Here is a 14,508-nt window from a genome sequence, read left to right as displayed (position 1 = left end):
TCTCCTCCTTTTGGTTTGAAAACTAATAGGTAGTTGATCATTTTAACTGGTTCGTATTATACAGTATGTATATCTCCCTTTTTTGAGCATGTCTTCATAAAAATTAGTAAAAGCACTCTATTGAGAGTGCTTTAAAATGGGTACCAGAAGCTTTGGAATACATTCAGCTTTAAGTAAACTGCAATAATCAAAATGATAATACCAACAAAAAGTGTGATGTAATCCTCCTTTTGTGCGTCTTTTGCATAGTACCACGTTCGTTTATCATTTTTTCCAAAACCTCTTAAATCCATTGCATTTGAAACAGTATCAATCCTTTCTAATGAATGAATAATAAGTGGCCAAAAAATTAAAACACGGTTTTTCATACGAATCCACAAGCTCGCTTCTCCTTTTTCAAAAGGTACGCCTCTTGCTTCCTGCGCGTGTCTAATGATTATATATTCAGATTGAATGCTTGGTATATAACGCAGTGCAATATTTATTGCATATGTAATTTTATAAGGAACAGCAAATTTATTTAAGCTGCTCACAAATTCACTTGGATGAGTTGTATAAATAAAAAGAAGTGTAAATGGTAATAACGTAAAATATTTCAATGAAAGTGTAGCTGCATAAAATAAAGTTTCATATGTAATTGTTGCATAACCTATATAAAAAAAAGAGGTATACGATCCCGTTAATTCCGATCCATGGGTGGGCGTAATGAAAAGAATCATAACGGAATTTAATAAACTAAATGTAAATATAACGCTGAAAATAACTATAATTTTACGCAATTGAATTTTTGCAATTAAGAGGCCGATACATCCAACAATAAATAAAATTAGCAATATACGAAAATCAAAAAATAAAAAAGTAAGTGTCATACAAAATATAAATAAAGATAATTTAATTGCACCATCCATACGATAAAAATACGTATTATGCATATTCCTCCCTCCTATTAGCTTCAATATAAAGTTTCACAAATGTTTCTGGAGTTGGAATTCCGCTTAATTTAGCTAGTTTTATTAATGAAATCTCCCGTAGATTAGCTCTTTGTAACGTTCCTTGATCCCCTAAAACAGCAGATACAGTATTGTCCGCAATAATTTTCCCTTCATGCAGAACTACCGCTCGATCTGCATATTCTAAAGCAAGATTCATATCGTGTGTGATAATAATAAAGGATATGCCCCTTTCAGCCAGTTTTCTAATAAACGACATAAACTGTTTGTAATGGTAATAATCTTGTCCAGCTGTCGGTTCATCTAATACAATAAGTTTTGGGTTTGTTATAAGTACAGATGCAATAGTAAGCCTCTTTTTTTGTCCATAGCTTAATGCCTGAATTGGCCAGTTACGAAATGGATATAATCCACAAATTCTTAAAGCTTTTTCGACTCTTGTCTCAATTTCATCTTTAGAAACTTTTTTTAATTTTAATGAATATGAAACCTCTTCTAAAACAGTAGGCTGTGTAATCATTTGATTTGGGTTTTGCATAACATAAGAAATAACTTCCCCGCGTTTACGAATAGACCAACAATTTATATTTTCTCCATCGAATGTTATTCTCCCATTCTTTGTTTTATTTATTCCTATAAGAGTATGAGCTAATGTCGATTTCCCTGCTCCATTATGACCCAATAACGCTACTATTTCTCCCTCTCCTATTGAAAGGTTGATATCTTCTAAGGCTGTATGTTTGTTATTGTACGTAAATGATAAATTTTCTATCTTGCATAAAGCTTTTTTAATATATTTGTTTTTTGATGAAACTTGCTTATGCATCCAGTTCTTTAATAGGATATGAACGCCTGCATTACGAAGATTTTCAATTGGAAATACCCTAACATTATTACTATCAAAATTTAATTTCTTTAGCGCCTCTATATAAATAGGTTCTCTTAGTCCGATATTTGGTAATATATTAGAATTTAAAATACTATCCGGTGAACCAACGGCAATAACTTCTCCCTCATCTATTAAAATAATTTTATCTAAATCAAGGTTTAAAATTTCTTCTATTCGATGTTCAATAATTACAATTGTTTTATTATATTTCTCATGTATATTTTTAATGAGTTCTATTGTATTCAAACTACATGCAGGATCCAAATTAGCTAACGGTTCATCAAATAATAATATATCTGCATTTGTCGTTAGCAGACCTGCAAGAGAGACTGTCTGTTTTTGACCTCCTGATAATTCATGTGGACTTTGTGTATGAAAGTCCTGCATGCTTACCTTTTTTAAAGAATCCGTAACAATCTTTCTCATTTCTATTTGATTTACACAATCGTTTTCTAATGCAAATGCTACATCCTCTTCGACAGTAAGGCCTATAAATTGTGCATCTTGATCTTGTAATATTGTCCCTACGTGTTTACTCTGTTCAAAAACACTACCTTTTCTCGGATCCTTTCCAGCTATTAAAATGTTACCGGTACTTATCCCTTCGTAAGAAAATGGGATTAGCCCATTTATACAATGAGCTAATGTTGACTTACCTGAACCACTTCGTCCAGCGATAAGTACCTTTTCCCCAGGATATATTTGAAATGTAATATCTTTTAAAGTAGGCTGCGTGGTATGCCTATATTGAAAGGTAAATTGTTCAAAAGAAATAATTGGTTGCATGTATTCATCCCTACTTTTCAATTTTTAAATGTGTATGTTTCTTATTTGATTTCGCTAGACCGATCGTGATTGGTAAGCCAAGAACTAAAAATACGATAACGTCTGCAATTGTTGCGCCTAGTACTTGTATAACTATTTTGTCAAACGGTTCTCCCATCACAATAATATCGAATGCTCCAGCAAATATAATAGCTATGACAATACCAATTAACCCTGCAATTGCAAAATAAGAAATATCACGGTTATTATACGTTCCATGTTTTACACTAAAACCAACTCTTTTTTGTATGAGTCCCATTGCTAAACCAATAATACCTGAACTAATAACCCATCCCCACCAAATACCCCATCCAGCGATCGTATCTGTAACGGTATGACCGATGAGTCCTATTAAAAGTCCTGTTACTGGGCCAAATAACGCTCCAAAAACTGTTAAAATAGCCAATGCGGGTTTAATAAATGTATTCGGTGCGATAGAAAATCCCCAAAGCCCTAATACCCCGTATAAAGCTGCTCCAATTCCAATAGCTACTACTAGCTTTGTCGTTAATTTGTTCATTACAATTCCCCTCTCGTATTATTCAACTTTTAATACTCTATATTTATTTTGAAAATGAATTATGCATCGACACTTCCTTTCTATACAACAAAAAATGACCTCTTAAATAAGAGGTCATTTTCTTTCACGTACAAGAATCCCCTTATCTTTCAAAAGACACATAGTGTCCTCTGCGGAATTAGCACCTTCCTATGTAATTACATAGGGGTTGCTGAGGTTTCATAGGGCCGTTCCCTCTACCTCTCTGGATAAGTATGTAGTTGTAATCTGTATTATGGCACTAACAATAAATAATTTCAATACTTTTCTTGCTATTTTTATTTTTCGATAAATAGTTCATTTAAATCATTGTATTCTTATCGGAATTATGAAATAATAAATTCAAAATTGTTACGGGAGGAATGCATGATGAAAGTAATTGGCTTAATTGGCGGACTAAGTTGGGAATCAACATCGTTATATTATAAACATATTAATACACTAACTCTCTCTCAATATGATCAAAATGCGAAGCTTGTTTTATATAGCATGGACTTTGGGGAGGTAACTACATTATTGCAAAACCATCAATATGAAGAAGTGAAAAATGAATTAGTCACGGTAGCAAAAAAGGTAGAAAACTCAGGAGCTGAATGTTTACTAATGTGTTCTAATACTGTACATCTATTTGCTGAGGAAGTAGAACAAGCAATATCAATCCCACTTCTTCATATCGGTGATGTAAGTGCTAAAGAAATGGTAGAACAGAATATAAAACGGATCGGATTATTAGGAACGAAACAAACGATGGAACAAGATTTTTATACATCACGACTAGCAAAATATAACATTGAGACAATTATCCCAAATGACGAAGAAAGAACTTTTATCCATCACGTCATATTAAATGAATTAAGTAGAGGAATTATTTCAGAAACATCAAAAGAAAAACTAATACAAATTACCAATTCATTAATTCAAAATGGTGCGGAAGGAATATTACTAGGCTGTACGGAAATACCATTGCTTATTTCCCAAAATGACCTTACTGTTCCTGTTTTTGATACTGCTTATTTACATGCAAATACTGCTGTACAATTTGCTGGATAATAATATAAAAGCATACAGGTAGAGCCTCTATGCTTTTATATTGTCCGAACTATTTATTTAAAAGAGCATCAATAACTGCAATGGCTCTTTTGGAACCACCACACCCTAAAAAACTTTCATTCAGTTTTCGAATGCCATGTTTATACTTTTCATTTGAAAGAACGTCTGTTACCGCCTTTTTTAAAGTTTGCACATTAACATGCTCTTTCAATAATCTATGTGCTGCCTCAAGCTCAGTTAATCTTTGCGCTATCATAGGTTGATCTTTATCATGCGGTATTATCACAAATGGGACATTATAATGGATTGCATCGTGCACACTATTCATTCCACCATGTGTAATAAAAACATCTGCTTCACTTAATATTTCTGATTGAGGTACGTAAGGGGTTATAATAAAGTTGTCTGGCGCTTGCTTAATTTTTGAAATATCATTTCTATCACCAATCGCCATTACTACAATCCCTTCGAAATTTGAAAAAGCATCAATACAAGTATTAAAAAATGGTTCGAGCCCTTCGAGAAGTGTTCCCATTGAAATATAAATAACTTTCTTTTTTGAAAGCAATTCAAGTGGAAACTTTACATTTGTTTTGCGCTTTATAATACTCGGTCCAATAAAAACATTGTCTTCTCCGAACGAATCGCTATTAGGTTGAAAATAACGACTTGTATACACGAGACTAATATCTCCCTTATTATGCATAAATTGAAGATTATTTTTGGGCTTTACTCCAAATTCATGTTCCATTTGATACAGTAACTTTTCAGAGAGTTCATCGGGTTGGAATTGTATTTCTGCATTTGGATGAAAAGGCAAGGTTTCCAATAATACTGGTGGAATTAAAAATATAGGAGAGGAAACTATGCCTGGAACTTGTAAATATTCCTTTACTAACTCTCCAGCACCAAATATATCATAAACTACGAAATCAAAATTAATGCTTTTACATAATCGTTTCGTAATTTCTAATATGTATAAAGAAGTTTGAACATGTACATGAAAGAAAGATTTTAATCCATATGAAGTTTCATTATCAATAGAAATCTCCTTTAATAAATCCGGATGAGTATGTACAATGGCTCCCAAAACTTCAAGCCTTTCCTTAAAGCTTTCCGTTGTAATATAGTGTACGTTATCACCTCTTTCAGTAAAGGCCTTTACTAAACTTAATGTAGGATTTACATGTCCCTCTGCAGGGAAATTAACTATTAAAATGTTCATCACTTATTTCTCACTCCTTACAATTCAATGTTCTTATTAATCGTACTGTTATTATTACAAGCAATCTCCCCTTAATAGTCCCAATATACTTACTACTTTAGGTTGATAAATAATTATCAGACATTGAAAAAGGCATCTACATAAAATGTAGATGCCTAACTGTGATAAGGAGTGTTCTGTGAGGTTAGGATAAGCTTTTCTGCTTGTCCTATGCTATCAATATATGATTTATTTTGTAAAACGTGCATATCTAATAGAATTATTTTAACCATTTTATTTGATCAAATGGATAATATACCATTTTTACTTTACCTATTACATGTGACTCATTGATCAGTCCAAGTGTATTCCTACTATCCATACTATGATTACGATTATCACCTAGTACAAATAATTTATGCGAGGGAACTTTCATTTCTCTAAAGTTTGAAAAACGATTTGATACTTGTGACATATCTAACTGTATATACAACTCATCTCGCTTTTTACCGTTAATATATAACACATCGTTTCTTAATTGTACGTTATCCCCTGGTAATCCAATAATTCGCTTCACGTAGTATGTAGGCGAGTCTTCTTTTTTTATTATTACAACATCACCATGATGAAAAGAAGAAAAATAGATGCTAGCCTTATTAACTAGTATGCGATTATTCTCATTCAAAGTAGGTTGCATCGAAATTCCTTCTACCATACAAAATAAAAATAACTTATTAATAAAAATAATTCCTATTATAATTAAAATATAGCTACATATTTTTCTCCAATCTTTTAGAATCAATTGCTTCATATATACCTCATTTCTAAACTATTCGTATGTAAAAAACGTCTCTAGTTCATATAATTGCTAGAGACGTTTCGTATATTTTAATTCTCTTTAGAGTCATCTATTTTTGGTGCTTCGCCAGTTAATCGCTTATTTTTTAAATCAAAATAAGCATCTAAAACTTCTTTTCCAATATCAGAGTTAATACCTGATTTATCATTTATAACCCAGGGCACAACAACAGAAAATGCTACTTCTGGATCGTCATATGGCGCATATCCTGCTAACGTTAAATTATAACATTCTCTTCGCTCACCTTTTTCATTTCTTCCAATATCACTTTCTCCACCGTATACTGTCTGTGCTGTCCCTGTTTTTCCCGCTGGTTTATACGGTGCTTTTTGGAATGCCCTTACTCCAGTTCCATCACCTTCTTGGAATACTCTCCTAAATCCTTCCTTTACTTGATTTATATAATCCTCTTTCATATCTATTTTATTTAAAACGATTGGTTCTACTGAATGCACCACTTTACCAATCTCATCTTTTTGCGCGGTTTGCTCTCTAACCTCTTGAACAATTTGTGGCTTCATTCGATATCCACCGTTTGCGATTGTTGAAATATACTGTACAAGCTGAAGCGGTGTATACGTGTCATACTGGCCAATTGAGTAGTCTAATAAGAAACCTGGCTGGTTATCTTTTTTACCAATTTGTCCAGCTGTTTCATTCGGTAAATCGATACCTGTTGGAACACCTAATCCAAATTGCCTGAAATAATACCTCATTTTATCAAAGTATTCCTGTTTAATATTTAATGAGCTATTTTTCACATAATCCACACCTGCAATTTTTAATGCTGTATTAAACATATAAACGTTTGAAGAAACTTGTAACGCTCTTAAATCGTCTATATTTCCAAACTCTTTCCAAGACTTCTTCTCCTTAGTTCCTTTAAACTTCATAGGCGCATCATAAAAATAAGTACCTGGTGTTATAGCTTTCGTTTCAAAACCAGTCAATATTGTCGCACCTTTAACAGTTGATCCAAGCTCATATGAACTTGTCATCGTACCTAAAGCATAATCTTCAACTTCTGTTTTCCCATCTCTTTCTACTAATTTTTTCCCTGCCATTGATAATACTTGACCATTTTTCGGATTTATCATTACAACGAAAGCACGGTCCAACATCGATTCTGAACCTTTATAGGCCTTTAATATTTTTTCTATGCTCTCTTCTACTTTTTTCTGTAATTCCATATCTATTGTTAAAGTTAAATTCTTGCCGCTTTTTCCTTCAGAAACTGTTTCCGTTCTAATTGTATTACCTTGTTTATCAGCAATACTTCTTACTTCTTTTTTCGTACCATGAAGCACATCTTCGTATTGCTGTTCGATGTAACTTTTCCCAACACGATCATTCCGGCTATACTCACGCACTAAATAATAATCTAATCGTTCACGTGGTAATCCTTCATTAGCATTCGAAACATTTCCAAGAACTGAACGGAATAAGCCATCATTTACATAGAGCCTTTCCCAATCAACTGATGCGTCTACACCTGGGAGATTTGCTAAATTTTCACTAATCACAGTATATTCCTTTTCACTAACATCTTTTTTAATAATTTGAGGTGCCATTTGATAACCTGAAGTCATTTTACTTTTAATAGCTAACACTTCTATATCTGTGGCTGTTAATTCTTGAAGATTTTTATCTGTGATGCGCTTTCTTTTTAACTCTTCTATTTTTTTGTCTAGATCTTTTCCATTAATATCCTTTTCCCTAAACGTATCTATTTCTTTTTTAGATACTAAGTTTTGAGTAAGTTTTGGATTTAATTGCATCCAAAAATCTTTCTTATCAGTCTCGGTTAACTTATCAATATCTTCTTGCGGCATTTCAATTATTGCTGCAAGTTGTCTTGCGGTTTTTAACATTTCTTCCTCTTTTACACCTTTCACCTTTGTATATGTAATCGTACGTAAAGACTTATTGTCAACAACTGGATTACCTTCACGGTCATAAATTTTGCCCCGTGGTACTGTAAGATTAACAGTTGCATTCTCTCTTTTTTCTACTTCGTTTTTATATGTTTCTCCATCGAAAATTTGTACTTTGCCTAACTGGATTATAATTCCAGAAAATAATAAAAACACACAAAAGAATAAAATATTTAATCGTATAGGTAGTGCTCTACCACTCTTTTTCTCTTTCTTTTTCACCTTGTCATAATCTCCTCCTTACAACATTTCTAATAATTTTAAGCTTTCTATATTAAAAATAATGTACAATTTCCATACATTACTTTGTACGCATATTAATATAACGTTTAAAACTTAATAGAAATTAAAACAAACATAAAGAAAAGGTAAAGTTTACTAAATTAAATATAAAAATACCCAATAACAAAAGCTTAGCTTTGTTATTGGGTATTAAGTATTTTAGGAGTTAATATTAGAACGTATTGAAATACATCTATCATCACAATTTGATAGAGATTGTTTACTCTGAATTTTTGGCAAGTAAATAGTTACAGTTGTCCCGACGCCAACCTCACTCATTATACTTATTGTTCCTTGATGACCTTCAATTATTTTATAACTTAACATCAATCCAATACCGGTACCTTTTTCTTTCGTACTATAGAAAGGTTCACCTAATCTTTTAATTCTTTCTTCAGGTATTCCTATTCCTTCATCTATTACACTAATAATGACACCTTTTTTATGTATTTCTTTTATATGGATTGAAATTTTCCCGCCATCTAGCATTGCTTCGATTGAATTTTGCAAAATATTAATAAATACTTGTTTCAATTGATTTTCTGAGCATTCAATGATTATCTCTTTGGAATCTGTAAATAGTTCAACTTGAATATTTGTCATGATTGCTTTTGTATTAATTAACGATACGACATTTTTAAAAATTTGATAAATATTTTTCTTTTCTGTATTTATTTCATCAGTTTTAGCAATCGACAAAAACTCTTGGAGGATTGCTTCTATTCTTTCTATTTCGGAAAGCATAAGGTCAAAATATTTTTCTTGATCTTCTCTATTAATTTGGAATAACTGTATAAATCCTTTAATTACAGTTAATGGGTTTCTCACTTCATGAGCTACACCGGCTGCTAATTGACCAATTGCCGCAAGTGTATCTGATTTATTTAGCAATTCTTCTGCCTTTTTCCGCTCTGTGATATCGCGTACAATGATCATAATTTTATCTTGTAATAATGGTAAACATCTAGCTTCAAAGAAATCGATACTTCCATTAATTGTTAGAAAATATTCTACAATTACATTCTTTCCTTCTTCTTTCAATTGGCGAATTGCTTCTTGAAATTGCTGTGCTACTGAAGACGGTAATATTTCGTAAAATTTTTTTCCCATAAAAGCTTCTGCAGGTACGTAAAATTTTGTAGGGGATCCTGCTTTATAATCTATAATTGTCCCATCATCTTCTGTTAAAAAACATAAATCTGGTAAAGCTTTAAAAATTAATTCTAATTCAGACGTTTGTTGTTTTAATTGCTCTTCTATCGCTTTTAAATGTGTAATATCTACCCCAACAGCCCAGTAACTAAATCCTGTTACAGGAAACTGCTCTGATATATTGGACCACATTATCGTTTTAATTTCACCATTTTTACATGTTAAACTCATTTCCCAATCTCTAAAATTTTTTCCACGAGTCAAAAATTTATTTTGTATTTGATTGCGATAATTATGGTCAGGATACAGTAATTGAAGAGCGTTTGGATTCCCAATTATTTCTTCAGCAGTATAACCTGTTACAATCTCGCATTCTCGATTCCACAAAACAAAATCTCCATTATAGTCAAGCGCATCAACCATAACAGGCATGTTTTGTAAGATCGTATGTAGTTCTTCCTCTTTTCGAGAAAGTAACGATGTATTTTTACTTTGAACTGCTTTTTTCATCTCAGTTATAATGAGGTTAGAAAGCATTTCAAAATATTTTTGGCAATTGAAAATTTCGCTTCGTTTGGACCATACAACAAAAGATCCTAAATATTGATTGTATAAGAAAAGGGGGATTTCAATTTTGGGAAGTTTACATACTTTCATTTCATTAATTCCAAATGAAAATATAGATTCGTTTTCAGCATCAAGAAGTTGATGTGATATGTTGGTTAATTTATAAAATTGTTCTGCCATGGTTTCTATTGTACTCACATCAATAAGTTCCATTAGCCGCGCATTCATTCCTTTTTCACCTCGATATGTAAAATTTATACAAATTAAAAATTCATACTTCTTCATTATACGAAGAAAGTGCTCCTAGGTATATAGCTGTAGAATAATTATTCGAACAAATTCTATTTTTCAATTAAAAACAGAAAATAATATGGGAGTGTTACGCGCTGCTAACAGCACTATAAAAATACAATAAACATAAAGTTCACAAATTTTTCATAACTTTCATGAAAAATATAAACATTTATTCCAATATATTCTATATAATTAGGTGTAATAAGGCTTCTATGAATCACATAGAATACCTTACCCCTAATAAAAAGAAAAAAGAATCTATTTGGATTCTTTTTTTCTTTTTTTATTACATTACATATTTATATAAAGCATGTGCGACACCATGTTCTTCATTTGTTAACGTTTCGTATTGACACATCGCTTTTATTTCTTCAACTGCATTTCCCATTGCAATTGATATATTTGCTTTCTCCATCATAGAAACATCGTTTAAGCCATCACCTATTGCTACAGTGTTTTCAACTGGAATATTAAGATGTTCTGCTAAAGTATATAATCCATTTCCTTTTTGAGCATCTCGATGATTAATCTCTAAATTATGCCAATAGGAAGATGTAATAGCTAAATCTGTATTATGCAGAAACGTTTCTTTTAATTTTTTTAATTTCTCTATGTCATAAGAAAACGGTAAAAGTTTATGCACATGTATATCCATTTCTACAATTGGTTTACAACTTTCTGTACTATGAAATGCTGTATGCTCAAGGTATAATGCAGCAATCGTTTCTAACTCTTTCAAATCGAAATTCTCTTTTGCATTCCTCACATACTCGATTTCATTACGTACACTCTCTACTCCATAATCCGGTACATACACACCTTTATTAGTATAAAGCTGATAATACAAGCCATTCTCTTCAAGATATTCTACAATCTCAAGTGCCTGCATATTTTGAATTGGGTATCTCTTCATCATTTTTTTATCTTTATATATAAGTGCACCATTCTCCGCGATAATCGGACACTCCAAATCAACTTCTAACAATAGTCGTTCAATATCCACAATAGAACGTCCAGTACAAATTGCTACAACATGGCCAGCTTCTTGACATTTCCGAATTGCTTCTGCATTCTCTTTACTAATCATTTTATTCCCTGAAAGAAGAGTTCCATCTAGATCAATTGCGATTAATTTCATTATTTCTTCACCACTTTCTATAAATACACGAGTTTTTATTAAATAAAAGGTATCGTTTTCATACGAATCTCGTGAAGCACTCCTTATTTATAATTTATGAAAAGCGTTTCAGGTCAAGAAATAATTAAAAATAAAATCCAAAGCTGTTCTTTTTAAAGAAAAGCTTTGGATTTTAAGCTACGAATTATAACTAATATATTTTGTCTCACACATGTATACGTTTTTTTCTTCTGTTGGTATATATACTTTAAACTTTTCTAAACGTTTTCCGTATATATGAATAGTGATTACGCTTTCATTTCCGGATATTTCTAGAATATGACAATCAGCTGGTGGAATTACTTTATCTGTTTCGCCTTCTCCCAAATAAAGATTTCCTGTATGTGTTAAATAAGAAAGTGAATTTCCAAGTTGCTTCGTTTGAACAAAGTTCTGCACCATTATCCTTCCTGAAAAAACGCCTTCTACTCCCCATGTGCCATCATGATCATGTAATGGTGTAGATTGTCCATCTTTCCATACGAGAGCTAATACTTCAAAACGTTTTAACGGATCTTCATACAGTAAGTGTCGTGCATATTGAGCCGAATTCACCTTCTGTTTATCTAACGGAAGCCATGTTTTCTTTTCTAAAAGTTCTTCTAGTAATGTTTCAATTTCACACACGATTTGTTCTTCCAATAAATCACCATCTATTAAATCAGTTACAGCTTTAATAAATATTTGAAACGTTTTACTCCCATCGCACGTTAACATAAGCATTCTCCTCCACTCTTCTTTCACACACTTCCATACTAAATAGACCACTAAAAATTTACAATTGAGAAATAAAAAAACAAGGTACAGTAATTTTGTACCTTGCTGAACGTTTTACCTAGTTTTCAAAAGAATAGGTAAGTATTTTAATGTTTGTTCATTTTCTAATATACATTTTTCTAAATTGAACGATGGAGATAACTCTATTTTTTCAAAGGCATTTATAAAGGTAGTTAATGCAATCTCAGCTTCTAAACGTGCAAGTGGCGCCCCTAAGCAAAAATGAGGACCTTTACCAAAGGTTAAATGCTTTTCATTTCCTATTCTGTGTAAATTAAATTTAGAAGCTTGTAAGAACTTTTTCTCATCTAAATTTGCTGCACTAACCCACGCAACAATCATTTGATCCTTTTTCATAAAAGGTCCAAATATATTTGTGTCCGCAGTAATCCTCCTAGCTAATGTAATGGGAAAACGATAGCGTAAAACTTCCTCAATCGCTTTTGAAATTAACGTAGGTTCTTTTCTTAACTCTTTATATATTCCAGGTGAATCTACTAAAAAGCAATAAAAGCTGTTAATAATTAAATTTGTAGTTGTTTCATTACCTGCCGCTAATAAACCTAAAGAAAAAGTAACTATTTCTTCATCGGTTAATCTTTCGCCTTCATATTCAGCTCGTATTAAATCTGAAATAATATCGTCGGTTAAATGATATCTTTTCTCTTGGACAATTGGAAGAAGGTATGTTTTAAATTCATTTAACGCAATTCCTTTTTCTACATCCAAATCGTTAAATTTTTCTTTACTATACGGCATAAATAAAATATCAGACCATTCTTTAATTTTTTTACGATCCGTTGTTGGTACTCCTAATAAATCGGATATGACGGTAACAGGTAAAGCTACAGCAAACTCTTCAACGATATTAACCTCACTATATTTTCTGATATGTTGTACAAGTTCATTTGCGATAGCCTGTATTCGAGGTTTCCATTGTTCTAAACTTCTTGGAGTAAATGCTTTAGAAACAATAGAACGTACATTGCGATGTTCTGGTGGATCAGTAGAATTTATATTTATTCTAGTTTCTAAAGGTGGGATTGCGAATTGTCTTCGTTCCCTTCTACTGGAAAATAAGCGATAATCCGATAAAACTCGATTTACATCATCGTATAAAAAAACATTCCATACATCCTGCTCCTCATCATAATGAACCGGATGGTTATCCCTCATAAATTCATACCACTCATACGGATTCCACAATTCTTCTTTTGTTTTCAGCTTTGAAATTTCATGAACTAAAATCACATTTTCAGGCGAAGCCATAGTTCTTTCCTCCCTTTTCTTTTACAATAAAAGTCATAGGTCGGTAGTTCAAAGTTGTATAATCTAACATATGTTATTTTAACATATGTTAAAGGAGATTTTTCATTGGAGAACTTGAGAAATATATAAGGGGGATTTTTATGTACGTTGACATTTTATTACTAGCAGAATTAACGACTGGACCAAAACATGGATATGAAATAAAGAAAAATGTTCAAAATCGGTTAGGTGAGAATTTCGAATTAAATCATAATACACTGTATCCCGCTCTTCGGCGCTTCGAAAATATGGGCGCTATAACGAAAAAAATACATAAACAAGTCGGAAAGCCAAACCGAAATATGTACGACATAACTGAAACAGGAGAAGAAATTTTTTCTGAAATGTTAAGAGAGTTTCCCGAAAAGATTGCGACAAATAACGCTGAGTTCCTTGTGCGTATCGCACTATTTGAAAAACTTGATTACGAAGCTAGAAAAGAAATTTTAACAATACGCCAAGACGTACTACATAAACAACTTACTGCTATTCAATCTTTACATGTTAGCTCATCTTTTATTACAGAAGTCATTGAATTTAGTAAATCACGTATTGAACATGAATTGCTCTGGATTGCATCACTTATGAAGAAAATATGAAAAAATAAAAAGAAAAGTTAAAAACAATGAATGAAAATGAGATTTATTATCAATACTATAATTAATAAAAGGGCAACCACGA

At 31.9% G+C, this 14,508-nt stretch carries 12 protein-coding genes and 1 riboswitch; of the genes, 2 read left to right on the top strand and 10 right to left on the bottom strand.

Translation table 11 applies throughout. The features are described 5' to 3' along the window. Nucleotides 1-131 precede the first annotated feature (131 nt). From ABH960_RS19635 to ABH960_RS19625, 3 genes are read right to left on the bottom strand one after another with little or no spacing between them, the layout of a single operon-like run. Entirely contained in the window at nt 132-932 is an 801-nt protein-coding gene (locus tag ABH960_RS19635) for an energy-coupling factor transporter transmembrane component T family protein (protein WP_219302469.1), read from the bottom strand. Next, on the bottom strand, nt 925-2,625 hold the full coding sequence (locus tag ABH960_RS19630) for an ABC transporter ATP-binding protein (RefSeq protein WP_404447696.1): 1,701 nt from the start codon (nt 2,623-2,625) through the stop codon (nt 925-927). Before ABH960_RS19630 ends, ABH960_RS19635 begins: the two co-directional genes overlap by 8 nt. 10 nt (nt 2,626-2,635) lie before the next feature. Further along, nucleotides 2,636-3,184 (bottom strand): ECF-type riboflavin transporter substrate-binding protein, encoded by a 549-nt coding sequence (locus tag ABH960_RS19625; protein WP_404447693.1) that lies wholly within the window; start codon nt 3,182-3,184, stop codon nt 2,636-2,638. Nucleotides 3,185-3,323: 139 nt separating this feature from the next. Beyond that, nucleotides 3,324-3,439: riboswitch (SAM riboswitch) on the bottom strand. A 150-nt stretch (nt 3,440-3,589) separates the two neighbouring features. On the opposite strand from ABH960_RS19625, the gene ABH960_RS19620 reads away from it, so the two are divergent. After that, complete coding sequence (locus ABH960_RS19620; RefSeq protein WP_002136616.1) at nt 3,590-4,273, top strand: aspartate/glutamate racemase family protein; 684 nt, start codon at nt 3,590-3,592, stop codon at nt 4,271-4,273. A gap of 49 nt (nt 4,274-4,322) precedes the next feature. Here the strand turns inward: ABH960_RS19620 and ABH960_RS19615 are convergent, their stop codons facing one another. From ABH960_RS19615 to ABH960_RS19585, 7 genes are all read right to left on the bottom strand, one after another. Then, entirely contained in the window at nt 4,323-5,501 is a 1,179-nt protein-coding gene (locus ABH960_RS19615; RefSeq protein WP_404447690.1) for a macrolide family glycosyltransferase, read from the bottom strand. A 256-nt stretch (nt 5,502-5,757) separates the two neighbouring features. Next, the gene (gene lepB, locus ABH960_RS19610; protein WP_113936363.1) at nt 5,758-6,288 is read right to left on the bottom strand and encodes a signal peptidase I; all 531 of its coding nucleotides are present in this window, start codon (nt 6,286-6,288) and stop codon (nt 5,758-5,760) included. A gap of 77 nt (nt 6,289-6,365) precedes the next feature. After that, nucleotides 6,366-8,492: a peptidoglycan D,D-transpeptidase FtsI family protein gene (locus ABH960_RS19605; RefSeq protein ID WP_404447686.1), complete on the bottom strand. Its 2,127-nt coding sequence runs from the start codon at nt 8,490-8,492 to the stop codon at nt 6,366-6,368. 219 nt (nt 8,493-8,711) lie between these two features. After that, nucleotides 8,712-10,499: an ATP-binding protein gene (locus tag ABH960_RS19600; protein WP_404447684.1), complete on the bottom strand. Its 1,788-nt coding sequence runs from the start codon at nt 10,497-10,499 to the stop codon at nt 8,712-8,714. Between the two features lie 352 nt (nt 10,500-10,851). After that, a complete protein-coding gene (locus tag ABH960_RS19595) occupies nt 10,852-11,703 on the bottom strand; it encodes a Cof-type HAD-IIB family hydrolase (RefSeq protein ID WP_002085231.1) in 852 nt (283 codons plus the stop codon). A 177-nt stretch (nt 11,704-11,880) separates the two neighbouring features. Continuing rightward, complete coding sequence (locus ABH960_RS19590) at nt 11,881-12,459, bottom strand: cysteine dioxygenase family protein (protein WP_002085230.1); 579 nt, start codon at nt 12,457-12,459, stop codon at nt 11,881-11,883. Between the two features lie 114 nt (nt 12,460-12,573). Continuing rightward, on the bottom strand, nt 12,574-13,788 hold the full coding sequence (locus tag ABH960_RS19585) for a cytochrome P450 (RefSeq protein WP_404447680.1): 1,215 nt from the start codon (nt 13,786-13,788) through the stop codon (nt 12,574-12,576). Between the two features lie 140 nt (nt 13,789-13,928). On the opposite strand from ABH960_RS19585, the gene ABH960_RS19580 reads away from it, so the two are divergent. Next, on the top strand, nt 13,929-14,426 hold the full coding sequence (locus ABH960_RS19580; RefSeq protein ID WP_088033681.1) for a PadR family transcriptional regulator: 498 nt from the start codon (nt 13,929-13,931) through the stop codon (nt 14,424-14,426). Nucleotides 14,427-14,508 lie beyond the last annotated feature (82 nt).

This window comes from Bacillus sp. RC252, assembly GCF_044909215.1.
Taxonomy (GTDB): Bacteria; Bacillota; Bacilli; order Bacillales; family Bacillaceae_G; genus Bacillus_A; species Bacillus_A mycoides.
Note: the sequence above shows the minus strand (reverse complement) of the source record. Positions and strands in the feature narration are given on the sequence as shown.

What these genes read in the sequence shown, in the direction of transcription:
- ABH960_RS19580 (WP_088033681.1), top strand. Translation starts at nt 13,929, where the DNA reads ATGTACGTTGACATTTTATTACTAGCAGAATTAACGACTGGACCAAAA.
- ABH960_RS19585 (WP_404447680.1), bottom strand. Translation starts at nt 13,788, where the DNA reads ATGGCTTCGCCTGAAAATGTGATTTTAGTTCATGAAATTTCAAAGCTG.
- lepB (WP_113936363.1), bottom strand. Translation starts at nt 6,288, where the DNA reads ATGAAGCAATTGATTCTAAAAGATTGGAGAAAAATATGTAGCTATATT.
- ABH960_RS19635 (WP_219302469.1), bottom strand. Translation starts at nt 932, where the DNA reads ATGCATAATACGTATTTTTATCGTATGGATGGTGCAATTAAATTATCT.
- ABH960_RS19630 (WP_404447696.1), bottom strand. Translation starts at nt 2,625, where the DNA reads ATGCAACCAATTATTTCTTTTGAACAATTTACCTTTCAATATAGGCAT.
- ABH960_RS19595 (WP_002085231.1), bottom strand. Translation starts at nt 11,703, where the DNA reads ATGAAATTAATCGCAATTGATCTAGATGGAACTCTTCTTTCAGGGAAT.
- ABH960_RS19600 (WP_404447684.1), bottom strand. Translation starts at nt 10,499, where the DNA reads ATGAATGCGCGGCTAATGGAACTTATTGATGTGAGTACAATAGAAACC.
- ABH960_RS19625 (WP_404447693.1), bottom strand. Translation starts at nt 3,184, where the DNA reads ATGAACAAATTAACGACAAAGCTAGTAGTAGCTATTGGAATTGGAGCA.
- ABH960_RS19590 (WP_002085230.1), bottom strand. Translation starts at nt 12,459, where the DNA reads ATGTTAACGTGCGATGGGAGTAAAACGTTTCAAATATTTATTAAAGCT.
- ABH960_RS19620 (WP_002136616.1), top strand. Translation starts at nt 3,590, where the DNA reads ATGATGAAAGTAATTGGCTTAATTGGCGGACTAAGTTGGGAATCAACA.